Source organism: Vibrio sp. YMD68 (assembly GCF_029958905.1).
Lineage (GTDB): Bacteria > Pseudomonadota > Gammaproteobacteria > Enterobacterales > Vibrionaceae > Vibrio.
The window spans coordinates 838,993-861,840 of the sequence record NZ_CP124614.1; the positions used below are offsets into that span (position 1 = coordinate 838,993).

21 protein-coding genes are annotated in these 22,848 nt (G+C 42.9%); 11 read left to right on the forward strand and 10 right to left on the reverse strand.

What is annotated here, in order from left to right:
• Positions 1-90 precede the first annotated feature (90 nt).
• From QF117_RS09990 to QF117_RS10000, 3 genes are all read right to left on the reverse strand, one after another.
• Positions 91-945 (reverse strand): co-chaperone YbbN, encoded by an 855-nt coding sequence (locus QF117_RS09990; RefSeq protein ID WP_282388783.1) that lies wholly within the window; start codon positions 943-945, stop codon positions 91-93.
• A 303-nt stretch (positions 946-1,248) separates the two neighbouring features.
• A complete protein-coding gene (locus QF117_RS09995) occupies positions 1,249-2,076 on the reverse strand; it encodes an SDR family oxidoreductase (RefSeq protein WP_282388784.1) in 828 nt (275 codons plus the stop codon).
• A gap of 43 nt (positions 2,077-2,119) precedes the next feature.
• Entirely contained in the window at positions 2,120-3,034 is a 915-nt protein-coding gene (locus QF117_RS10000) for a TIGR01777 family oxidoreductase (protein WP_282388785.1), read from the reverse strand.
• A gap of 188 nt (positions 3,035-3,222) precedes the next feature.
• On the opposite strand from QF117_RS10000, the gene QF117_RS10005 reads away from it, so the two are divergent.
• From QF117_RS10005 to yfcE, 5 genes are read left to right on the forward strand one after another with little or no spacing between them, the layout of a single operon-like run.
• Positions 3,223-3,957 carry a DUF1538 domain-containing protein gene (locus QF117_RS10005; protein WP_282388786.1) on the forward strand — a complete coding sequence of 245 codons (735 nt, stop codon included), beginning with the start codon at positions 3,223-3,225 and terminating at the stop codon, positions 3,955-3,957.
• Positions 3,954-4,736: a DUF1538 domain-containing protein gene (locus tag QF117_RS10010; RefSeq protein ID WP_282388787.1), complete on the forward strand. Its 783-nt coding sequence runs from the start codon at positions 3,954-3,956 to the stop codon at positions 4,734-4,736. The genes QF117_RS10005 and QF117_RS10010 overlap by 4 nt, the downstream gene beginning before the upstream one ends.
• Complete coding sequence (locus tag QF117_RS10015) at positions 4,736-5,086, forward strand: P-II family nitrogen regulator (protein ID WP_017034672.1); 351 nt, start codon at positions 4,736-4,738, stop codon at positions 5,084-5,086. The genes QF117_RS10010 and QF117_RS10015 overlap by 1 nt, the downstream gene beginning before the upstream one ends.
• On the forward strand, positions 5,083-5,505 hold the full coding sequence (locus QF117_RS10020; RefSeq protein ID WP_017034671.1) for a CBS domain-containing protein: 423 nt from the start codon (positions 5,083-5,085) through the stop codon (positions 5,503-5,505). The genes QF117_RS10015 and QF117_RS10020 overlap by 4 nt, the downstream gene beginning before the upstream one ends.
• 33 nt (positions 5,506-5,538) lie before the next feature.
• Positions 5,539-6,084: a phosphodiesterase gene (gene yfcE, locus QF117_RS10025; RefSeq protein ID WP_282388788.1), complete on the forward strand. Its 546-nt coding sequence runs from the start codon at positions 5,539-5,541 to the stop codon at positions 6,082-6,084.
• Between the two features lie 97 nt (positions 6,085-6,181).
• On the opposite strand, the gene QF117_RS10030 is transcribed toward yfcE, so the two are convergent.
• Both QF117_RS10030 and QF117_RS10035 read right to left on the reverse strand, forming a co-directional pair.
• Entirely contained in the window at positions 6,182-6,706 is a 525-nt protein-coding gene (locus tag QF117_RS10030; RefSeq protein WP_017039259.1) for a regulatory protein ToxS, read from the reverse strand.
• Positions 6,706-7,575: a transcriptional regulator gene (locus QF117_RS10035; protein WP_282388789.1), complete on the reverse strand. Its 870-nt coding sequence runs from the start codon at positions 7,573-7,575 to the stop codon at positions 6,706-6,708. The genes QF117_RS10030 and QF117_RS10035 overlap by 1 nt, the downstream gene beginning before the upstream one ends.
• A 242-nt stretch (positions 7,576-7,817) precedes the next feature.
• Here QF117_RS10035 and htpG point away from each other — a divergent pair, with 242 nt between their 5' ends.
• From htpG to rfaH, 4 genes are all read left to right on the forward strand, one after another.
• On the forward strand, positions 7,818-9,722 hold the full coding sequence (gene htpG, locus QF117_RS10040) for a molecular chaperone HtpG (RefSeq protein WP_282388790.1): 1,905 nt from the start codon (positions 7,818-7,820) through the stop codon (positions 9,720-9,722).
• A gap of 323 nt (positions 9,723-10,045) precedes the next feature.
• Positions 10,046-10,690 carry an adenylate kinase gene (gene adk / locus QF117_RS10045; protein ID WP_017033189.1) on the forward strand — a complete coding sequence of 215 codons (645 nt, stop codon included), beginning with the start codon at positions 10,046-10,048 and terminating at the stop codon, positions 10,688-10,690.
• A gap of 111 nt (positions 10,691-10,801) precedes the next feature.
• A complete protein-coding gene (gene hemH / locus QF117_RS10050; protein ID WP_282388791.1) occupies positions 10,802-11,767 on the forward strand; it encodes a ferrochelatase in 966 nt (321 codons plus the stop codon).
• A 48-nt stretch (positions 11,768-11,815) separates the two neighbouring features.
• Positions 11,816-12,313: a transcription/translation regulatory transformer protein RfaH gene (rfaH, locus tag QF117_RS10055; protein WP_282388792.1), complete on the forward strand. Its 498-nt coding sequence runs from the start codon at positions 11,816-11,818 to the stop codon at positions 12,311-12,313.
• 79 nt (positions 12,314-12,392) lie between these two features.
• Here the strand turns inward: rfaH and asnB are convergent, their stop codons facing one another.
• From asnB to nagA, 4 genes are all read right to left on the reverse strand, one after another.
• Positions 12,393-14,057 carry an asparagine synthase B gene (asnB, locus tag QF117_RS10060; RefSeq protein ID WP_017033186.1) on the reverse strand — a complete coding sequence of 555 codons (1,665 nt, stop codon included), beginning with the start codon at positions 14,055-14,057 and terminating at the stop codon, positions 12,393-12,395.
• 227 nt (positions 14,058-14,284) lie between these two features.
• Positions 14,285-15,874, reverse strand: coding sequence for a cation:proton antiporter family protein (locus QF117_RS10065; protein WP_282388793.1), 1,590 nt, complete (start codon positions 15,872-15,874; stop codon positions 14,285-14,287).
• Between the two features lie 122 nt (positions 15,875-15,996).
• Positions 15,997-17,211, reverse strand: a complete 1,215-nt coding sequence (locus tag QF117_RS10070) for an ROK family protein (RefSeq protein WP_282388794.1) — start codon at positions 17,209-17,211, stop codon at positions 15,997-15,999.
• A gap of 2 nt (positions 17,212-17,213) precedes the next feature.
• The gene (nagA, locus tag QF117_RS10075) at positions 17,214-18,350 is read right to left on the reverse strand and encodes an N-acetylglucosamine-6-phosphate deacetylase (RefSeq protein WP_282388795.1); all 1,137 of its coding nucleotides are present in this window, start codon (positions 18,348-18,350) and stop codon (positions 17,214-17,216) included.
• 475 nt (positions 18,351-18,825) lie between these two features.
• Between nagA and nagE the strand changes: the two genes are divergently transcribed.
• Positions 18,826-20,385 carry an N-acetylglucosamine-specific PTS transporter subunit IIBC gene (nagE, locus tag QF117_RS10080; RefSeq protein WP_282388796.1) on the forward strand — a complete coding sequence of 520 codons (1,560 nt, stop codon included), beginning with the start codon at positions 18,826-18,828 and terminating at the stop codon, positions 20,383-20,385.
• 256 nt (positions 20,386-20,641) lie between these two features.
• Positions 20,642-22,303 (forward strand): glutamine--tRNA ligase, encoded by a 1,662-nt coding sequence (gene glnS / locus QF117_RS10085; protein ID WP_282388797.1) that lies wholly within the window; start codon positions 20,642-20,644, stop codon positions 22,301-22,303.
• 72 nt (positions 22,304-22,375) lie between these two features.
• Here glnS and fur read toward each other — a convergent pair whose 3' ends face one another.
• On the reverse strand, positions 22,376-22,822 hold the full coding sequence (gene fur, locus QF117_RS10090) for a ferric iron uptake transcriptional regulator (protein ID WP_282388798.1): 447 nt from the start codon (positions 22,820-22,822) through the stop codon (positions 22,376-22,378).
• Positions 22,823-22,848: the final 26 nt, after the last annotated feature.

Consider the following 22,848-nt stretch of genomic DNA (forward strand, 5'->3'; position numbering starts at 1 on the left):
TTGATTATTATTAATGCAACGATATTAATAAGCTATTTTAGGAAGCTAAACTAGCAAGCTATGTTAATAAGCTATTTCAGTAAAGTAATGTTAGTACAGGAGTGAGTAAAGCTGGCGTCGGTATTTTGCTGCGATAGGGTTGCCTTGTCCAAGTGCACTTAATATATCCATCATCGCTTTTTTTAGCTCTCCGTCACTTACATTGAGATCCGATTTTATGTAGCGCCATATAAGATCCAAGGCTTCTTCTGAACGGCTTACCTGATGGTATTGAAGGGCTAATTCACAAGCCGCTGCATAATTTGAGGTATCTTGAGAAAGCGTATTTTCTAGCGCTTGAATCTCTGGGCTATCAGCGGCTTGTTTATGAAGTTCAAGCTTTGAAATGAGGCCTTTGTAATAATTATCTTGGTATTCTAGTGGAATGCTTTCTAGCTGTTTTTCCGCTAAATCAAACTGTTGAGTTTCCAGTAAGCTTTCGGCAATCGCGAGTTTTACTTCGGGTTTGAGTTTGATTTCGTCATCCAGAGAATTGAGTAAAGCCAATGCTTGTTCGTATTGCTGGGCTTGCATTAACTCGAGCGCTTTGGTGAGGTTTCGCTCATCTTGGCTTGGTAAATGCTTGGTTAGCATTTGCTCAATAGCGCCAATCGGTTGAGGTCCACCAAGGCCATCAACGGCTTGACCATTAATAAAAAGGGCAATGGTTGGAAGCGACTGTACGCCAAACTGAGCGGCAATGGCTTGTTCTTGTTCGCAGTTGAGCAAAGCGAGCGTGAATGCGCCATCATACTGCTGAGTAACCGATTGAAGTTGAGGGATGATTTCAGCACTTTCTTGGCTCATTGGTGCCCAGAAGTGAATAAGGACCGGAGTGTTCGTCGAGCCTTCTAGAATGTCTCTGAAGTTTTGCTCATTCATTTCAACAATATATGGTGATTGCATTTGTGCATATCCTAAGTGATTCGCTCAATTGATATAAGAAATAGGGGCTTATAGCGTGTTTATCAAGGGGAAATGAAAAATGCCACGTTATTTAGTGGCATTTCTTTTCAAAGGAGGTCTGCATCTGGAGCTGTTGTAATCTAAAACAAAATAAACAAAGTCAGCGTAATGCATACACCAAGTATATTGAGTTGAGTTAATGTCATTAAAATCGTCACCCGGTCAAATGTTTTAAGTCACACTTTTGTATGTTTCATGAGCACTATGACAGTAAACTATGACGATTTGATTACAGATTGCTCATTAAGCGGCTTTTTGTAATAGTTTATCTAACCACCGATTCGGTAAGAGCCTTTTTAATATGGCGAACACTTTCGTTGGGGTTGTCACTCGATAACGAATCTTTGGTTTGTTTGATTCAAGCGCATCAAATAAAGGTGCCAGGCAAGCTTCAGGGGGAAGAGCAAACGCATTCCCTGATTTCTCATTATTCAACCGTTCTTTTTGTAGCGCATAGGCTTGCTGATGTGGGCTGTTTTTTGTGTCTATCCACTGTTCAAATGCTGTCAATGCGTTAGCGCGAAATTGAGTTTCGATTGGGCCTGGTTCAATGAGGCTAATGAAAATGTTGGTGCCAGCAAGTTCAAGGCGTAACGTGTCTGTCCATCCTTCTATCGCAAACTTAGAGGCATTATAGGCCCCTCGATACTTCATCGCAGCGAAGCCCAAAACGGAACTGTTTTGAATGATCCGTCCTTCACCATTGCTGCGCATAACAGGAAGAAGCAACGTGGTGAGATGGTGCCAACCAAAGAAATTGGCTTCAAATTGCTCTCTCAAGGCTTGCGTCGGAAGATCTTCAATCGCCCCTGGTTGCCCATAAGCGCCATTATTAAATAATGCAAAGAGTTGATGGTCAGTGATAGCTAGAACCGACTCTACTGCTGTGCTTATACTGGTTGCACAGTTAAGATCGAGTTGAATGCAAGTTAATCCGAGTTTGGTTAACCGTTCGACATCTTCAACTTTGCGACAAGAAGCGATGACTTTATATCCTCGCTCCTTTAATGCTTTTGCAGCAGTCAGGCCGATTCCAGAAGAACAGCCAGTAATTAATACCCATCGACTCATTAAAACGCCACTATGTTTGGTTTTGAATCGCTAGAGTAATCGATTAGTTATGATGTTGTAATAAGTTTTTGAAAGCAGGCTCAATACGAGAGTAATGAAAGTGAAAACCGAGTTCGGTTAATTTCTTAGGCTTGCAGCGGGTACTATCAAGCAATAAAGAAGCGCTTTCTCCTAACATCAATTTTATCAAAGGTTTGGGTGTAAATAGAAAGTGTGGTCGCTTTAACGTTTTTGCCAGGGTTTGGCTAAAGTGGTGGTTAGTGACTGGATGAGGCGCAGTTAGGTTAAATATGCCACTCGCGTGTGAAGTTTCGAGCAAATACAGAATAGCTCTTATCATATCTGTCATGTGTATCCATGGCATGTACTGTTTACCTGAACCAATCGGCCCACCAAGGCCAAACTTATAAATGGGTAGCATTTTTAATAGTGCACCGCCGGTCGGATGAAGAACGATGCCCGTCCTTATGACACAGACACGTGTATTCTCTGAGCGAGCGCGATGAGCAATGGTTTCCCAACGCTGACATATTTGATGGCTAAATCCGGTTTGATTGACTTGCAATGACTCATCAAAAGGGTGCATTTGTTGATCGCCATAATACCCAACGGCTGAGCCGCTAATAAAAATAGAGGGTGGCGTTGTACTAGCATGAATCAGTTCGACCAGTTTTTCGGTAGTATTCCAACGACTGTGGCAGATCTTCTCTTTTTGAGCTTTTGACCAACGTTTATCTGCGATGGGTTCACCGGCGAGATTAATAATGGCATCAAAATCATTAACATCTTGGAGGTCGTCAAGTGAGGTTAGAAAGGCGATATTTTTATTGCCAATGTGGGAAAGCTTTTTTTTGGCATTGCCGACATCACGAGTCACCACGACTATTTGGTGGGTAATTAAATGTTTGAGTAATTCTCGGCCGATAAAGCCGGTTCCACCTGTAATCAATAGTTTCATTTTTCCTCCTTAACTGATTGAGTATAGTCACAATGTGATGAACGACATAGTTTCAATTTATTTATACGTCCAGGAGATGACAAGGGTACAAAAAAGACGAGTTATATCTCCATTGCGTTAGTTGTATCACACCTCAGGTCAATTACATTTACCATGATTATAAAATGCAGTTTTGTCATGGAGATAGAATGAACGGCTTAACCACATTACTTAAATCAATGTTTGCAAGCTTTAGAGATCTTTTACCGATTATTTTGGTGGTTGTTTTTTTTCAGCTCGTTGTACTTCAAGAACCATTGCCTAATTTGATGTCGATTTTATTTGGACTCGTTCTGATTGTGCTAGGTCTTACTTTTTTTATCTTTGGTTTAGAGATGGGGTTATTTCCTATTGGTGAGTCAATGGCCCAAGCGTTCGCAAGAAAAGGGAGTGTCTTTTGGCTGTTAGCTTTTGCGTTTTGTCTTGGGTTTGGTACGACCGTAGCCGAACCTGCTTTGACGGCGGTTGCCAATGAAGCAGCAGAGGTCGCAGCAGAAGGTGGCATCATATCCAGCGCCATTGAAGAGATCGATTCTTACGCAAATGGGCTTCGCTATACCGTTGCTTTGTCTGTAGGGGTGGCCATATTAGTGGGTGTGTTACGGATTTTAAAAGGGTGGCCAATACAGTACATGATCATCGGTGGGTATATCGGGGTTGTTATACTCACTGGGTTCGCCCCTGATCATATTATCGGTATTGCTTATGATTCTGGTGGTGTTACCACATCAACGATTACTGTCCCTCTGGTGACCGCTTTAGGCGTGGGGTTAGCCTCTGCGATTAAAGGAAGAAACCCAATGATCGATGGATTCGGGTTGATTGCGTTTGCCTCACTACTGCCCATGATGTTTGTCATGGTTTATGGAATGGTGATTGGATGATAACTATTGATCATTTCTTCAGTATTTTCCTTGATACGATTGTGAATGTGATTCCGATTGTGACGATCCTGTTTGGCTTTCAAGTGGCTGTATTACGACGCCCAATCAATAATCTCCCTCATGTATTACTAGGTTTCTTTTATGTCCTACTCGGGCTTTCTCTTTTTCTTATTGGTCTCGATTTAGCGTTGTTTCCATTGGGGGAAACCATGGCGCAGCAACTCACTGCTCCTAAATTTCTTAATGAAGTACGCTTAAGCATTGGCCTGCATCTTTCTTGGATTGATTATTATTGGGTGTACTTGTTTGCGTTTCTTATTGGGTTTAGTACGACCATTGCAGAGCCATCATTAATTGCCGTGGCTATTAAAGCGAACCAAGTCTCCGGTGGGAGCATCAGTGTTAACGGTTTGAGAATTGCCGTTGCCATTGGCGTAGCATTCGGTATTGCTCTGGGAAGCTACAGAATTGTGGTTGGGGACCCCATCCATTACTACATCATAGGCGGTTACATCGTTGTAGTTATTCAAACTTTTTTTGCCCCTAAGTTGATTGTGCCTTTGGCATACGATTCCGGCGGAGTGACGACATCAACTGTTACGGTTCCATTAGTTGCGGCTTTGGGGCTCGGGCTGGCTTCCACGGTACCTGGTCGAAATCCTGTGATTGATGGTTTTGGGCTGATTGCCTTTGCAAGCTTGTTTCCGATTATTTCGGTCATGGCTTATGCGCAAATAACACAAATATTGAACAAAAAAAGCATTAAAGGAGAAGTCTAATGCGCTTTAAACTCATATTGGCATTTGTTGAAGACAGTAAAGTAGACATCGTTCTGGATGCCGCTAGAGAAGCTGGTGCAACAGGCGCCACCGTGATTAATAACGCTCGTGGCGAGGGGCTAAATAAGAAAAAAACCTTCTTTGGTTTGACTTTAGAAGTTCAAAAAGATGTGTTGCTTTTCGTTGTCGAGGAGCACCTGTCTCGGCATATTTTAGAAACGATCAGTGACGTCGGGGAGTTTGATTCAGAGTCTGGTCAAGGTATTGCTGTGCAGATCGATGTGGAAGATGCCGTTGGTGTTGCTCATCAGGTTGAAACGTTAACGAAGGTGGTTGAGGATAAACTATGAAGACACATGAAATAATACAAGTGCGAGATGTCATGGCGAATACCTACGTCATGGTTGATGGGTTAACCACGGTCAATGAAGCGATTGCACTTGCACGCCAGCATAATGTGAAGGCTCTTATCGTAAACAAGCGAAACGAAGAGGATGAGTTTGGCATCATACTGATGAATGACATCGCGAAAAAGGTTCTGGCTAAAAATCGCTCTCCGATGAGAACAAACGTCTACGAAATCATGACTAAACCTGCTCTCTCGGTCGCACCTAATATGAATGTGAAATACTGCGCACGTCTGTTTGAGCGCTTTAAAATCAGTCGAGCGCCAGTTATCGAAAATGGAGAAGTGATAGGTATGGTTAGCTACAATAATATTGTGTTTAATGGCATGGCTATAGATGACGAGCGAGAAAATAGGCTCTAGAATATCGCTGGTCATTAATCAGGAGTATTTTCTGTGGAATTATTTTTTGCCTCCGACTTACACGGAAGCTTGCCAGCAACGAAACGAGTACTTGAACAATTTGAACAGTCAGGTGCTGCAACTTTGATTTTACTCGGTGATACGCTAAATCATGGCCCTAGAAACCCAGTACCAGAAGGTTATGCACCTTCAGAGGTGGCTGTGTTATTAAATCAGTACGCAGATTCAATAATTTCGGTTAGAGGCAATTGTGATAGTGAAGTTGATCAAATGCTATTGGACTTTCCAATGATGACGGACTACACGTGGGTTTTAATGGAGTATGGGCAGAGAATGTTCATTACGCATGGGCACCTTTATAATTCGAATAAACGCCCACCCTTAAAAGAAAATGACATCCTTGTTCATGGGCATACACATATTCCTGTTGCTGAAAAACACGGAGATATCGTTGTATTTAATCCGGGCTCGGCAACTTTCCCTCGAGATGGTTACCCAGCAAGCTTTGGCCGCTTAAGTGACGGAGTACTTCAAGTCGTGAGCTTTGACGGAGAGATTCTTTCACACTATCAAGATTAAAAATATCAACGTCAATAATATTTTTTGTAATCAGAACGATGCAAAACAAAAAAAGGGAGACAGAAGTCTCCCTAATCAGCACAACAGTAACAAGGAACTAGTTAGTAAAAAGAACGGTTGAACCGTGATTCAAACTGGTCAGCAACAGTGTCTGTTTATTGACAATATCAATGCGGCGGCTTTGTCTTGCTTCCATCTTGAACAGTTGTGTAATCAGCTTCAATTGCTCTTCAGTAAAGTCTTTGGTTTGCGCTGAAGAGACATCCTTAAATTCCTTTGGTGATACTAAAAGGTAATTGTCACTGATATCCCATTCACCGGTTTCTGAGATATTGATCATGACGATGTTATCACTTTCTTCAACGATCAAGCGTACCAGTGACACTCGGATGTAAGTCCCGTTTGGTAGGTATTTTACATTGGAATTGACTTCAGCTCGGCGTAATGGGCCAACGGAATCACCGGCGATATGAGATACCTCTGTGATTAATCGAGACTGCCACTCGTGCGAAGTAAGGACTTGCTCAACTTTGAGGTCACTTCCCCAATATAACCAAGCGCTAAACAAAGCAGATATTGCGAGAATAATAGTCGTGATTTTCTGAGTCATGATCTTATTCATTATAAACACACCTTGTTAATATCAGGGTTTTTCCAAACAATACGAACGGTTTTGTTGTTGCTAGACTGCTCAACAGTGTGAATGTAATTGAGTATCACTTGCTCATTTTGACCACCCGTAGCAATAACTTTAATGGGGGTTAACTCGTCTTTATGTTGGTTTAAGTAGCTATTTACACATAGTTCCAGTGATGGAAGCCATTGTGAAAGGTCTGGATGATTGAATGGCGTTATCACCGGGACATCTTGATAAACCGCTAATTCTCTAAATTTAGACTCACTTGGTGTCGTGAAAAGCACCACCATCAATGGCAGAGCCATCGCCAATAGAAGCAGTAATTTAGGCATCAACGTTGAAGGTGTGGTGAGTTTGCCGTTAGGTTCTACACTGAGCGCACTGACTTTATTCTCATTGGCATCAGGAACCTGTTTTGATTCTTCAATCGCTGACGCTGAAACATCAGGTTCTGACATTGGGTTTTCTTCAATGCTAAATGACGTAACTTCTTTTGATGAAGCAAGTACTGTGGTTGCTTTCACGGAGCAGATCAGTTGATAACCGCGCTTAGGAACGGTTTTTACGAATAGCGGTGATTTTGTTGAGTCCTTCAACATTTTTCTCAGCGTAGAGATCGCTTGAGTGAGACTCGAATCATCTACCTCAAAGCCTTGATCTCGCCAAACAAATTCATGCAATTCATGGCGAGTAATCACTTCATTTGGGCGTTCGCACAGCAGTAATAGAATACGGCTTTCATTACTGCCTAAACGCACTAGGTCAGTATCGCTCTCGTTATCTACTAATGAGTTGTTATTTGGGTCAAAAGTAAATCGGTCTGCAAGGATAAACTTTGTGCCTATATTGCTCATTGGACTCTTCTTAATTAGACAAGTTATTAGGGGAAAACAGTGAGTTTGAATGTCAATGACTGAAACATCAAAGTTATGATTTTAGTTTCTTTGATAAGTTTCGACAGTAGGATAAACAAAAATGATAAAAAAAACAGTGTTTTTATGGTTTTTGACCTTGAATTTACAATTGTCATCCTCATGTTAACTATCAATTGCCCCTTAGTGGGTTGTACATAAATGATAAGAGTCACGGAGCTAATATGAGCGAGACGTTAACAAGCAATAAAGAAACACGCGGCTTTCAGTCTGAAGTAAAACAACTACTTCACCTAATGATTCATTCTTTATATTCCAATAAAGAAATCTTTCTAAGAGAGCTTATCTCTAATGCCTCTGATGCTGCAGACAAATTGCGCTTTCAAGCACTATCAGATTCAAATCTGTACGCTGGTGACGCCGATCTAGGGGTTAAGTTATCCTTTGATGTAGCAGCGAACACACTGACGATTTCTGATAATGGTATCGGTATGACTCGTGACGATGTCATTGAGCATTTGGGGACTATTGCCAAATCAGGCACCGCTGATTTCTTCTCTAAATTGTCGGAAGACCAAAGCAAAGATTCACAATTGATCGGTCAATTTGGTGTCGGTTTTTACTCCGCTTTCATCGTGGCAGACGCGGTCACTGTTCGTACTCGCCGTGCTGGTCTTGACTCTGATCAAGCCGTTCAATGGCACTCTGCTGGCGAAGGTGACTACACCATTGAAGATATTACTAAAGAGACTCGCGGCACGGATATTGTTTTACATATGCGTGATGAAGGTAAAGAGTTTCTTTCAGAATGGCGTTTACGTGATGTCATTAGTAAGTACTCTGACCATATCGGAATCCCAGTTTCTATCTTAACCACGGTTAAAGATGAAGAAGGCAAGGACACAGAGGAATCAAAGTGGGAGCAAATCAATAAAGCTCAAGCACTGTGGACTCGCAGTAAATCAGATATTTCTGATGAAGAGTACCAAGAGTTTTACAAGCATGTGTCGCACGACTTTGCCGATTCCTTGCTGTGGAGCCACAACAAAGTAGAAGGTAAAAACGACTATACTAGCTTGTTATATATCCCAGCTAAAGCCCCTTGGGATATGATGAACAGAGACCATAAATCAGGTCTGAAGCTCTACGTTCAACGCGTTTTTATTATGGATGACGCAGAGCAGTTCATGCCGTCTTACTTGCGCTTTACTCGTGGCTTGATTGATTCGAATGATCTACCGTTGAATGTCTCGCGTGAAATTCTACAAGACAACAAAGTGACTCAATCACTGCGTAATGCTTGTACCAAGCGTGTTTTAACAATGCTAGAGCGTCTGGCTAAGAATGACGAAGAAAAATACCAAAGCTTCTGGAAAGAGTTTGGTTTGGTTCTAAAAGAAGGCCCAGCAGAAGATTCAGCCAACAAAGAGAAAATTGCAGGTTTATTGCGTTTTGCTTCAACAGAAGTGGATTCTTCAGATCAAACGATTGGTCTTGCAGCGTATGTTGAGCGCATGAAAGAAGAACAAGATAAGATCTACTACCTCACGGCTGACAGCTATGTTGCGGCGAAGAACAGCCCTCACCTTGAGCAATTTAAAGCGAAAGGCATTGAGGTTATTCTTATGTCGGATCGTATTGATGAGTGGTTGATGAACTACTTAACAGAATTTGATGGTAAGGCGTTCCAGTCAATTACGAAAGCGGGTCTTGATCTTAGCAAATTTGAAGATGAAGCAGAGAAAGAGCAACAAAAAGAGACGGAAGAAGAGTTCAAGTCGGTTGTTGAGCGCACCCAAGCTTACCTTGGCGATCGTGTTAAAGAAGTCCGCACAACGTTTAAGCTTGATAGTACGCCTGCCGTTGTTGTGACGGATGATTTTGAAATGGGTACTCAGATGGCGAAGCTGCTCGAAGCGGCAGGCCAAGAAGCGCCTCAAGTTAAATACATCTTTGAACTGAACCCTCAACACGATCTTGTTAAGCGCATGGCTGATGAAGTCGATGAGCAAGCGTTTGGTGGATGGGTTGAAGTGTTGCTAGGTCAAGCAATGCTCGCGGAAAAAGGCTCAATGGAAGATCCATCTCAGTTTGTCGGTGCGATCAACAAGCTTTTGACTAAGGTTTAATACCAAATGTATAAAAAAAGCTCGCTTTGGCGAGCTTTTTTGCTAATTGTCCTTAGAATCGTCGAAAAGACGTAACTTTTGTTTATTAAGGACGTAAACGTTATCGTGCTGAGCCATTCTTTAGTCGTAATTCAGTCCGAACGTAAAAAAATATGTTAATATGCTCGACTGAGTAATCGGTTATAGGCACGGATACTCATCTAAACAACACTGTTTTAAAACCTTATACCGAAACTTATCGTTGCGACTGCGCTAAACGGTTAACCGATTTAGTGACACTGTGAGCTTCGGTATAAATCATTTATTTCTAAAGAGGAACAAACATGCGCATCATCCTTCTAGGTGCTCCAGGTGCAGGTAAAGGCACACAAGCTCAATTCATCATGGAAAAGTATGGTATTCCACAAATCTCAACGGGTGACATGCTGCGTGCTGCAATTAAAGCGGGCACTGAAATGGGCAAGCAAGCGAAATCAGTAATCGATGCTGGACAACTTGTTTCTGATGAGATCATCTTAGGTTTAATCAAAGAGCGTATTGCTGAAGATGATTGTGCAAAAGGCTTTTTGCTAGATGGCTTCCCTCGTACCATTCCTCAGGCTGACGGCTTGAAAGAAATGGGCGTTAATGTTGATTATGTGATTGAATTTGATGTGGCTGACGGCGTAATTGTTGAGCGCATGGCTGGCCGTCGCGCTCACCTTGCTTCTGGTCGTACTTATCACGCAATTTACAATCCGCCAAAAGTGGAAGGTAAAGATGACATTACCGGTGAAGACCTTGTTGTACGTGATGATGATAAAGAAGAGACCGTTCGTGCACGTTTAGGCGTATACCACGAGCAAACTGCGCCGCTTATCGAGTACTACGGTAAAGAAGCACAAGCAGGCAACACTCAGTACCTGAAATTTGACGGCACTAAGCAAGTGGCTGAAGTGAGTGCAGAGCTGGCAAAAGCACTGTCTTAATTGACAAGTTATTTGATATAGTGAAGCGGCCTTTATAAGGTCGCTTTTTTTTGATCCGTATTGGACCGATAAGCGTAAACAAGCAGACATACATTAACGATAAGCTGGGTTATGGAAAATACAAAACAGGGCATTTTGCTCGTGAATTTAGGGACACCGGATGCCGCTACGCCAAAAGCAGTGAAGGCATTTTTATCTGAGTTTTTACATGATCACCGTGTGGTTGATATGACCCGCTGGTTATGGTGCCCTTTATTGCATGGCATTATTCTTCCTGTCCGTGTACCTAAAGTCGCTAAATTGTATCAATCGGTATGGATGGAAGAAGGCTCGCCTTTGATGGTGTATTCTTGCAGACAAAAAGAACGCTTAGAGGCCGCGATAGGTATCCCGGTCGAACTTGGTATGACCTATGGCAACCCGAGTCTAAAGTCGGGCATAGCATCTCTTCAAGAACGAGGCGTGGACGACATCCTTGTCCTTCCGTTGTATCCGCAGTACTCAGGAACCACGACAGCTGCTGTGAGCGATGGTCTATTGAAGGCCTTTAAGGGATCTGCCCGTATTCCTCAGTATCGTTTGACCACTGATTACCACGATCATCCACAGTACATTAAAGCGCTTGCTGCTACGGTGAGAAAGAGCTGGCAGGAAAACGGTCAAGGTGATTATTTACTTTGCTCCTACCATGGAATACCAAAGCGCTATGCCGATAATGGCGATATTTATCCTCAGCATTGTTTAACCACCACCAAATTGTTGGCGCAAGAACTCGGGTTAAATGAAGAGCAAATAGGGCACACTTATCAATCGCGTTTTGGACGAGAAGAGTGGTTACAACCGTACACCGACAAAACCCTTGAACAGCTGCCAGAAAAAGGCATTAAAAAGCTGGATATCGTTACCCCTGCTTTTGCCTCTGATTGTTTGGAAACATTAGAAGAAATTTCCGAAGAGTGTAAAGAGATCTTTGTTGAAGCTGGCGGAGAGCACTTTCAGTACATACCATGCTTAAATGATTCGGATGAACATATCGAGTTATTACAACAGATAGTGAAGACACAATTTACCCTCTAAGAGGGGTAAGATATACTTAAAATAAATAGAAAAAGCTGTTGGTAAATTATGAAGCGTTGGTATCTTCTATATTGTAAACGAGGTGAGCAGCAACGAGCGAAACTGCACCTTGAAAATCAAAATGTCGAGGTCTTTTACCCAGAAGTTGAGGTGGAAAAAATCACCCGAGGTAAAAAGGCGGTTAAGAAAGAGCCACTTTTTCCATCTTATATGTTTGTTCGTTTCGATTTTGAGGCTGGGCCGTCATTGACAACGGTTCGATCGACTCGCGGTGTGGTGGATTTTGTTCGTATAGGCAACCACCCACAAGAGGTGCAAGGGGATCTGATCGATACGCTGAAACAGTTAGAACAAGATAACTGCGAAGTCCAGTCACTTAATCTTCCTGAAAAAGGCGACATTATTGGGGTAGTGGGTGGTCAATTCGCAGGAATTGATGCCATTTACCAAGAGTCAGATGGTGAAGCACGATCGATATTATTAGTGAAAATGATCAGTAAAAAGGTTCCAATTAGTATTGCTAATAAAGATTTAGATTTGCAATAAACACCGTTGTTCATGCGGAACAGTGAAATAGCAAAAGGCACCGAAAGGTGCCTTTTTTATGAATCAGATTCTATTGTGATTAGTAAGAATCGTTATGCACGGCTTTAACAGCACGTCCAGATGGGTCTGCGCAGTTCTTAAAAGACTCATCCCATTCAATTGCTTTTGCAGATGAACAAGCAACGGATGGGCCACCTGGTACACATTCTGCTGCTGATTCTAGTGGGAACAACTCTTCAAAGATTTCACGATATGCGTAACCTTCTTTTGTTTGTGGTGTGTTGTATGGGAAGCGAAACGCTGCTGTTTCCATTTGCTTGTCTGTGACGTTAGCATCGGCAGTTGCTTTTAACGTATCAATCCAATCATAGCCTACGCCATCAGAAAATTGCTCTTTTTGACGCCAAGCAATCGCTTCCGGTAGGTAGTGCTCAAAGCACTCACGTAAGATGTGTTTCTCCATCTTACCGTTACCACACATCTTGTCTTCAGGGTTTAAACGCATAGCAACATCGATAAACTCTTTATCCAAAAACGGTACTCGACCTTCAACTCCCCAAGCCGCTAACGATTTATTCGCTCGTGCGCAGTCGAACATGTTTAAAGCGAGTAACTTACGGACAGTTTCTTCATGGAACTCTTTCGCATTAGGTGCCTTATGGAAGTACAGGTAACCGCCAAATATTTCATCTGCGCCTTCCCCGGAAAGAACCATTTTTATGCCCATTGCTTTAATCTTTCGAGCCAGCAGGTACATTGGTGTTGATGCACGAATCGTGGTGACATCATAGGTTTCAATGTGATAAATCACATCACGGATAGCGTCTAGGCCTTCTTGGATGGTGTAGGTCATCTCATGGTGAACCGTACCGATTTGATCGGCAACCTCACGAGCAGCTTTTAGATCGGGCGCACCTTCTAGTCCAACCGCAAAGGAGTGCAGTTGCGGCCACCATGCTTCAGACTGACCATCATCTTCAATACGCATTGCGGCAAATCGTTTGGCGACTGCTGAAGTAATCGAAGAATCAAGACCGCCAGATAACAGTACTCCGTATGGGACGTCAGTCATTAGTTGGCGCTTAACCGCGGCTTCTAAAGCCTCAGTTAGCTCTTCTTTGCTGGTCGAGTTACCCTGGACGGCTGCGTATTCATTCCAATCTCTAGTGTAGTAACGCTGAGGTTCAGAGTCTGCTGAACCGTAGTAACAACCAGGAGGGAATTCACTCACGGTTTTACAAACGGGTACCAGTGCTTTCATTTCTGATGCTACGTAGTAGTTACCGTGTTCGTCGTAACCTTGGTAAAGAGGAATGATACCAATGTGGTCACGTCCAACTAAATATTGGTCTTTTTCTTCGTCATATAATACAAACGCGAAAATACCGTTTAACTCTTCTAGTAGCTCTGAGCCGTATTCTTGGTATAACGCTAGAATGACTTCACAGTCAGAGTCGGTTTGAAAGTCGTATTTGCCTTCGTAACGTTCACGGATCTCTTTGTGGTTGTAGATCTCTCCATTGACCGCAAGTATGTGTTTTTTATCATGGCTATAAAGAGGCTGAGCTCCACTATTTAATCCCACAATGGCTAAACGTTCATGCGCTAGAATCGCGTTGTCTGATGCATAAATACCTGACCAATCAGGGCCTCGGTGACGTAATTTTTTAGACATCTCTAATGCCACGGGACGAAGCGAACTAGCGTCGCTCTTAATATCTAATATGCCAAAAACTGAACACATACAACTTCCTTTTAAATTTTATTTAATCTGTTAATAGCAATTTGCCATTTTGATTAAGAAAAGCAACTCTATTAGAGAATAAAAATGAGAAAAAGACGATAGGGTTAGAAAAAATCCACTATAAACTTAATATTGATGGATTTTTTCTAATAAATGATTGGGGAGTAGCCATTAGCTAGCGAGATACCGTGTATCTCGCCAAACATAAAATGAATAAGAGAGTAAGATTACTCTGGTTTGTTGAATACCGGCTTTAGTTGATCGCACACATGACGCGCAAAACCACTGCCTGCTTCATTATAAATATTAAAAGCGGCATCTACGCCATTTTCAACCAAGAGATCGAGTTGATCTGAGTACTCTGCGATCGCAGCGATTTGGCCTTGGAAGTTTCGGCTTTGAAGCTGTTGTAAAGCGATTTGGTTACCTTGGTGGTGAGGCATCGCTAATAGAACCAACTTCACATTGGCGGTATCTAATATTCTTTCCCAGAAGTCTGGATCCGTCGCGTCTCCTGAAATTACATTTCTTCCTTCAGAGCGATGTTCTAACGCTGCTTCTTCTTTGACCTCAACACCCAAGCTAACCTTCCCATAGCGTTTAATCAGCTCATCATATGCCCCAGATCCGATACGGCCCATTCCAAGGATGAGTATTTGAGCGTTACCTGGATTGATCAGCTGATCGCGTTTATGAAGCTTCTCGGCGGTGTGCTCTTTTAACCAACCCGCTGAACGTTGATAAATAGCATGGCCGTTTCTATTGATAGGAGCCGCGACAATAAATGATAAAGAGATGGTTAAGGCTAATGCAACGAGAATATCGCCTGACATCCAACCCATTTGGAAGGCCAATCCACCGACAATCAGGCCAAATTCACTAAAGTTAAACAAAGATAATGAGGTTAATAGAGACGTTCGGACTCTAAATTTGTAGGCCTTAAGGACGAGGAAGTAGAGAATTCCGTTAATGGGCAACAGCAGCAAAAACAGAAGTGATAAAACGACGGCTGATAGCGTGGGTTGCGCGGAAAGCCCGATGTTTAAGAAAAAACACACCAGCAAAAGCTCTTTAATGTTAAAGAGTGATTTAGACAGCTCGGAGGCTTTCTTATGACCAGCCAGCAGCATGCCTAAAAGAAGCGCACCGAGATCCGGTTTGACGCCGACTAAGTTAAAGAGACCGGCACCAACGACAAGGCCAAAGAAAATGCCACACAGTACCAGCATTTCCCCGTGTCCCACTTTATCGAGTATTGTGTAAAATAGTGGCCTTAAAAAAGGTAACACGAATAACGCTATCGCATACCATTCGGGGATCTTCCCGGTTGATACGGTAAGGAAAATGACCGCGAAGATATCTTGCATAACCAGTATACCGATCGCAATCGTGCCATATGTTGAGTTCAATTCGCCTTTTTCTTGCAGTGTTTTGACCGCAAAAACGGTTGAGGAGAATGAGAGAGCAAAGGCAAGTAATACAATATGTTCAAGGGGCATAGTGGCGATGCTTGAAATACCCAGAAATTTGAATATCAGCAGAGCGACACTGAACAGCAGCGTTGACAGTAAATTGTGAACGGTGGCCCCAGCCCAGATTTCTTTGGAGAGTAGGATTTTAATATCTAGTTTCAAGCCAATGGTAAAGAGCAGTAATGTGACACCCAGATCGGCAAGGGTAATAATGGTTTCATTGCTTTGAAAGCCGAGCGCATGCAGACCAAAGCCCGCTAATAAGAAACCAACTAAAGGGGGAAGATTGAGCTTAAGAGCGATAAAGCCGGCAAAAAATGTGGCGGAAATTAAGATGATGTCCATACGATTTAGTTGTTTCCTCAGTAACAAAAAGGCCGTGAATAATCACAGCCGTAAAGTGTACATCAATTAGTTATAGAACAAGAAGTTTTGTGCTAAGTTCTGCAGGTTTATTGCCAGCTAGCTTAATCTTCTAAAAGCTTTTGCAATAGAACGCCATTGAGCATGGATCGCTTAATCATGGCAAAGGCCCCAATCGTTGGCTGTTTATCCACTTTTGAGGCGACTATTGGCAGTGCCTTATGGAAAGTGGTGAGAGACTGATTTTCCACGTTACGTCGAATTGCAGGGAATACAATGTCTTCACAAGCGGTAATATCACCTGCAATAACCACCTTTTGCGGGTTAAACAGGTTAATGGTTATCGCGATGGCTTTCCCGAGTTGATTGCCGACGCGAACAAGACTTTGTGTCGCGAGCTCATCACCAATATTGGCGTGGTCACACACATCCTGAATGGTGATAGTGTCTACTTTACTTAAGCTGGACTCGTAGCCTTGATTAATCAATTTCTGGACTCGTTCCAGAATCGCAGGGTTTGAAGCCACCGTCTCTAAGCAGCCAAAGTTACCACATTGACATTGCTCGCCCAGAGGATCGATCTGAATATGACCAATTTCTCCAACGTTACGATTGAACCCTAAAAATACCTGACCGTTGACAATAATGCCCGCACCCGTACCACGGTGAACACTGACTAATATCGAGTCTTGGCAGTCTTTAGAGGCGCCAAAATAATGTTCAGCTAACGCAATTCCTCTAACGTCGTTCCCGACAAAGCATTCAACGTTGAACTTGTCTTTGATGATGCTGCCAAGTGGGAGGTGGTCAATGTCCGTATTTGGCATGTAATCCACAACCCCAGTTTCTGGATTAACCAAGCCAGGCAAGGCAATACCGATGGCGATCAATTGGTTGGTAATAGCGCGATGATCTTCAATAAATCGCCCAAGTTGGGATATCAAGCCGTCAGTTAACTGAGTTTGATTAGAATAGATAAGCTCGTGATGTTCCGTCACCAGCTCTATTCCTCCTAGGTTATAGAGACTGAATTGAACATAGTCTCGGCCTAACCTTACTGCCACTGAATGGAAGGGTTCCACTTCTGTGGTTAAAGAAATGGCTCTGCGTCCGCCGGTGGAAGCCTGCTGGGCCACTTCTTTAATCAAACCGCGCTCGAGGAGTTGGCGGGTGATTTTGGTAACACTGGCTGGTGCGAGTTGACTCACATCAGCAACCTGTATTCTCGATATAGGACCTTTTTGATCAATAAGTCGGTATACCGCTGCACTGTTTAGTTGTTTAACTAAATCTACGTTACCTATCTGTCCGCCATTCATGATTAATTTTGCTCGTATTGTCCGTTAACAACAGTCGCTTGAACATTGAAGTCTCTATCAAACACAGCAAGGTTCGCGACCATGCCTTTTTTAATTCGGCCTAATTGGTCATCAACACCCATTGCTGCTGCAGGGTATAGCGTAGCCATACGAAGAGCTTCATCCAAAGCGATACCGACATGCTCTACTGTATTTTGAACTGCTTCAATCATAGTCAGTGCAGAGCCGCCAAGCGTGCCATTTTCATCAACACACTTGCCATCACGGTAATATACTTTCTTGCCAACAAAAATAAAGTGATCCATCTCAGCACCTGCTGGAGCTGTGGCATCGGTCACTAATACTAGCTTTTCACCCTTGATTTTGTGAGCAATTCGGATGTTAGCATAATCAACATGGAAGCCATCAGCGATAATACCCGCGTAGACTTCAGGCGTATCATAAATCGCGCCTACAACACCGGGTTCACGTCCAACCATTGGGGTCATCGCATTAAATAAGTGTGTCGCAAACGTAATACCAGACTCAAAGCTTTGGCGCGCTTGCGCATACGTTGCATTAGTGTGGCCGATTGATACGACAATACCCGCCGCCTTTAAGCGCTCGATGTGTTCAGGAGCATTGTGTTCTGGTGCTAGCGTAACTTTTGAGATTAGGTCTGCATTGTCGCAGATAGTATCAATCATGCTGTCATCTGAAGGGCGGATGTGGTCAACACTATGAATGCCTTTTTTGAGTACATTCAGGTATGGCCCTTCAAGGTGCAAACCGAGAGATTGGTTTTGATATTTTGAATGGTAATCTCGAGCCGCGTTAATGGCACTTTTCATATCTTCATCAGAAGAGGTAATCAGCGTCGGCAAAAAGCTGGTACAGCCAGATTTAAGGTTAGCGAGGTGCATGGTTTGCATGGTATCTGCGGTGATTTCATCATTTAGCATGACACCGCCACAACCATTAAGCTGTAAATCAATAAAACCAGGGCTTAAATTTGCGCCTTGAAGATCTTTTATTTCGATATCTGCTGGCAACTCTGACAGAGCACAAACCGACTCGATAAGGCCTTCATTAATGATAACAGCATGATTGAGAAGTACATCGCTGCCGGTGAAGATTTTACAGTTAGTTAGCGCATACATTTCAGCTAATCCTTATTTTAAATATTTATGAAACCTTGTGAGCTTAATTGAAGGAAAGAACGGAGTGAATACTTCTTTTTTAACGTTCAATTAGGCTGGGAATTTAGTTAGCAAATGGCGTGAAAACACTTAGGTTTATTGATTTAAGTGCATTCTTTTAAGTTCGTTCCGTAATATAAACTTACATTATTAAAAAGTGACGCAAGCCTTTCTGTTATTGGCCTAAGCGTTATAATTCGGTGCTAATAACCTCTAAATGCTATCGTCTATTTGCCATTTTTTTTAATTGTAAAATAAGTTTTATGATCTAGCTAGCAAAAACCTGCCTTTTTGGGTGTTTCTGGTGATTATGATCACAAATGGTAAGGTTTTAATTTGCGGAGCAAAATTAATGGCATAAACTGAAAGCGACTAAATTGAGTGGCCGAAATAAGTCACTCGCATAATGATTAATTCCTATAGGGGGAACTATAAGGTGAATATTCTTGGATACGCACAAAAGCTAGGTAAAGCTCTTATGCTGCCTATCGCAACGTTACCGATTGCGGCGCTTTTACTACGTTTGGGTCAAGGCGACCTGTTAGATATCGCATTCATGGCGCAAGCTGGTGGAGCAATTTTTGGTAACCTACCGCTTCTATTCGGTTTGGGTATCGCGATTGGTCTTTCTAAAGACGGTAACGGTGCAGCGGGTCTTGCTGGTGCTGTTGCTTACTTCGTACTAACGGCTACAGCGACAACAATCAATGCAGACGTAAACATGTCATTCTTCGGCGGTATCTTCGCGGGTATCATCGCAGGTCACTCTTACAATGCATTCCATGCTACACGTCTTCCTGAGTGGTTGGCATTCTTTGCTGGTAAGCGCCTAGTGCCTATTATGGCGGGTCTATTCGCTCTAGTTGCCGGTGCGGTTTCTGGTGTGGTTTGGCCTGGTGTTCAGTCTGGTCTAGACGCACTAGCTCACGCAGTATCAACGTCTGGCGCTATTGGTCAATTCGTTTACGGTACTCTTAACCGTGCACTTATCCCTGTCGGTCTACACCACGTATTGAACTCTTACTTCTGGTTCGGTATGGGTACGTGTCAAGAAATCATCGTTGCTGGTCAAGGCGCATTCGCTAGCATCACTCAACTTTGTGTTGACCCTACACTGGCTAAGACTCTAGTTGTTGGTCAAGAGCACACGTTCACATTCGCTAACTCTGTTACTCCAGAAATCACAACGGTTGTGAAAGAAGTGACTGAAACTGTGAAATCTGGCGACCTACACCGTTTCTTCGGTGGCGATAAAGGCGCTGGCGTATTCATGAACGGTTTCTTCCCAGTAATGATGTTCGGTCTACCAGGTGCAGCTCTAGCAATGTACCTAGCAGCTCCTGCTGAAAAACGCAGCCAAGTTGGTGGTGCACTATTCTCAGTAGCATTCTGTTCTTTCCTAACGGGTATCACAGAGCCACTAGAATTCATGTTTGTATTCCTAGCGCCTGCTCTATACGCAATGCACGCTGTGTTTACCGGTCTGTCTCTAGTTGTTGCTAACATGTTTGGTACGCTACACGGTTTTGGTTTCTCTGCTGGTCTTATCGACTTCGTATTGAACTGGGGCCTAGCAACTAAACCGTTCACTCTACTGTTGATTGGTCTTGGTTTTGGTGCTCTATACTTCTTCACATTCAGCTTCGCAATCCGCGCTTTCAACCTGAAATCGCCTGGCCGTGAAGACGATGATGAAGACGCAGCCGCTCCAGCGGGTGACGCTCCAAAAGGTGATGTTGCACGTCAATACCTTAAAGCTCTAGGTGGTCACGACAACCTAACTTCTATTGATGCATGTATCACACGTCTACGTCTAACGCTTAAAGATCGCTCTATCGCTGATGAAGCTGTACTTAAGAAGCTTGGCGCGAAAGGTGTTGTGAAACTAGGCGAAAATAACCTACAAGTTATTCTTGGCCCACTGGCTGAAATCGTTGCTGGTGAAATGAAAGCAATCGGCCCAGGTGAAGACCTTTCAGATGTAAAACTTCCTTAGTCGCAACACGCCTTAATTGGAATAACGACAAGTAAGTGAAAATATTAAGCCTCCCTTTTGGGAGGCTTTTTTTGTTTGTGTTGAAGGTTATAACGTTGAGTGGTTAAAAGGTGAACGCTGTATTCTTCACCATTCTTTACGGGTTCAGCGACTAATTGATAATTTAATGCGAGTTCTTATTGTGTAAAGGCGTAGAATTGTGGATCATTAACGGCTATTAATTCTGACAATACTAAACCATATTGAGGTGCTATAGATGAGTGAAGCTGCTGAGGCTCGTCCATCGAATTTCATTCGCCAAATCATAGATAAAGATTTAGCGGATGGTAAACACACTAGCGTGCATACTCGCTTCCCACCGGAGCCGAACGGGTATTTGCACATTGGTCATGCTAAATCTATTTGCTTAAATTTTGGTATTGCTCAGGACTACCAAGGGCAGTGTAATCTACGTTTTGATGACACAAACCCTGAGAAAGAAGACGTTGAGTACGTTGAATCTATTAAAAATGACGTCAGCTGGTTAGGCTTTGATTGGTCTGGCGATGTTTGTTATTCATCGAATTACTTTGATACGCTTTATGGCTATGCAGTTGAGCTAATAAACAAGGGTCTAGCGTATGTCGATGAGTTGAGCCCAGAGCAGATCCGTGAATACCGCGGTACGTTAACAGAGCCTGGTAAAGCGAGCCCTTATCGTGATCGTAGTCCTGAAGAAAATTTAGCGTTATTTGAGAAAATGCGCGAAGGTGGATTCAAAGAAGGAACGGCGTGTCTGCGAGCTAAAATTGATATGAGCTCTTCATTCATGGTAATGCGCGATCCGGTGATATACCGCGTTCGCTTTGCGACTCACCATCAAACGGGCGATAAGTGGTGCATTTACCCTATGTACGACTTTACGCATTGTATTTCTGATGCCCTTGAGGGGATCACTCATTCATTGTGTACGCTTGAGTTCCAAGATAACCGCCGTTTGTACGATTGGGTCCTTGAGAATATCTCGATCGATTGTCAACCGCATCAATATGAATTCAGTCGTTTGAATCTTGAATATACGGTGATGTCAAAACGTAAGCTGAATCAGTTAGTTGTTGAAAACCTAGTTGAAGGTTGGGATGACCCTCGTATGCCGACAATATCTGGCTTACGTCGCCGCGGTTTCACACCGAGCTCGATTCGAGAGTTTTGTAAACGTATCGGTGTTACTAAGCAAGAGAACATGATTGAGTTTGGTTCTCTAGAATCTTGTATTCGTGATGATCTGAATGAAAATGCGCCTCGTGCTATGGCCGTTCTTGATCCTATCAAAGTGGTTATTGAAAACTTTGACGAAACGAGCGTCGAGACATTGACGATTGCTAACCACCCAAATAATCCTGAAATGGGCAGTCGCGAAGTACCATTTTCTCGTGAAGTTTGGATCGAGCGTGATGATTTCCGTGAAGAAGCGAACAAGAAGTACAAGCGTTTAGTACTAGGTAAAGAAGTTCGACTGCGTGGTGCGTACGTGATTAAAGCTGAGCGTATTGAAAAAGATGCGGAAGGTAATATTACGACTATTTTCTGCTCTTACGACAATGAAACGTTGGGTAAAAATCCTGCTGACGGTCGTAAAGTAAAAGGCGTGATTCACTGGGTTTCTGCTGACAAAGCACTGCCAGCGGAAATTCGCCTATATGATCGTCTATTTACCGTTGCTAACCCAGCAGCAGAAGATAATTTTGCTGAAACGATCAACCCTGAATCATTGCTGAAAGTGAACGGTTTTGTCGAGCCTAGCTTAGCTTCAGCGGTTGCCGAGCAAGGGTTCCAATTTGAGCGTACGGGTTACTTCTGTGTGGATAGCAAAGAGTCTAAGGTTGATGCTCTCGTGTTTAATCGTACGGTAGGATTACGTGATACCTGGGCTGGCTAAATAGCCATATTCGCTTTCTACTGATAATAAAAATGCCAGCATATGCTGGCATTTTTTGTTCTAAAAAACGTTTTATTTAGGCTTGTGAGCGTTTGATTTTTCTTTACAGTCACCACTTGCACATTTCCCGTATAGGTAAAGGCTGTGGTTAGTCAGTTCAACATTAAACTTCTTAGCGATCTCTTTTTGACGCTCTTCGATGAGATCATCAGCAAACTCAATCACTGTCCCACAGTCCAAACATACAAGGTGGTCGTGATGTTGTTGAGTCGACAGTTCAAATACAGACTTGCCACCTTCAAAGTGATGACGGGTTACGATACCAGCATCATCAAATTGGTTAAGAACACGGTAAACGGTCGCTAAACCTATCTCTTCGCCAATATCAATCAGCTTTTTATACAAATCTTCTGCGCTAATATGTTGACTAGATGGGTGTTGTAGAATCTCTAAAATTTTTAGTCTTGGAAGGGTTATTTTAAGACCAGCATTCTTTAGCGCTTGGTTATTATCTGACATATACTTTCCTGTTGATGTTCTGCGGT

Coding starts and splice junctions, on each gene's coding strand:
- QF117_RS10020 (WP_017034671.1), top strand. CDS start 5,083: ATGAAGACACATGAAATAATACAAGTGCGAGATGTCATGGCGAATACC.
- fur (WP_282388798.1), bottom strand. CDS start 22,822: ATGTCAGATAATAACCAAGCGCTAAAGAATGCTGGTCTTAAAATAACC.
- adk (WP_017033189.1), top strand. CDS start 10,046: ATGCGCATCATCCTTCTAGGTGCTCCAGGTGCAGGTAAAGGCACACAA.
- QF117_RS10015 (WP_017034672.1), top strand. CDS start 4,736: ATGCGCTTTAAACTCATATTGGCATTTGTTGAAGACAGTAAAGTAGAC.
- hemH (WP_282388791.1), top strand. CDS start 10,802: ATGGAAAATACAAAACAGGGCATTTTGCTCGTGAATTTAGGGACACCG.
- QF117_RS09990 (WP_282388783.1), bottom strand. CDS start 945: ATGCAATCACCATATATTGTTGAAATGAATGAGCAAAACTTCAGAGAC.
- glnS (WP_282388797.1), top strand. CDS start 20,642: ATGAGTGAAGCTGCTGAGGCTCGTCCATCGAATTTCATTCGCCAAATC.
- htpG (WP_282388790.1), top strand. CDS start 7,818: ATGAGCGAGACGTTAACAAGCAATAAAGAAACACGCGGCTTTCAGTCT.
- QF117_RS10030 (WP_017039259.1), bottom strand. CDS start 6,706: ATGAATAAGATCATGACTCAGAAAATCACGACTATTATTCTCGCAATA.
- QF117_RS10065 (WP_282388793.1), bottom strand. CDS start 15,874: ATGGACATCATCTTAATTTCCGCCACATTTTTTGCCGGCTTTATCGCT.
- QF117_RS10005 (WP_282388786.1), top strand. CDS start 3,223: ATGAACGGCTTAACCACATTACTTAAATCAATGTTTGCAAGCTTTAGA.
- nagA (WP_282388795.1), bottom strand. CDS start 18,350: ATGTATGCGCTAACTAACTGTAAAATCTTCACCGGCAGCGATGTACTT.
- asnB (WP_017033186.1), bottom strand. CDS start 14,057: ATGTGTTCAGTTTTTGGCATATTAGATATTAAGAGCGACGCTAGTTCG.
- QF117_RS09995 (WP_282388784.1), bottom strand. CDS start 2,076: ATGAGTCGATGGGTATTAATTACTGGCTGTTCTTCTGGAATCGGCCTG.
- QF117_RS10000 (WP_282388785.1), bottom strand. CDS start 3,034: ATGAAACTATTGATTACAGGTGGAACCGGCTTTATCGGCCGAGAATTA.
- QF117_RS10010 (WP_282388787.1), top strand. CDS start 3,954: ATGATAACTATTGATCATTTCTTCAGTATTTTCCTTGATACGATTGTG.
- rfaH (WP_282388792.1), top strand. CDS start 11,816: ATGAAGCGTTGGTATCTTCTATATTGTAAACGAGGTGAGCAGCAACGA.
- QF117_RS10035 (WP_282388789.1), bottom strand. CDS start 7,575: ATGAGCAATATAGGCACAAAGTTTATCCTTGCAGACCGATTTACTTTT.
- QF117_RS10070 (WP_282388794.1), bottom strand. CDS start 17,211: ATGAATGGCGGACAGATAGGTAACGTAGATTTAGTTAAACAACTAAAC.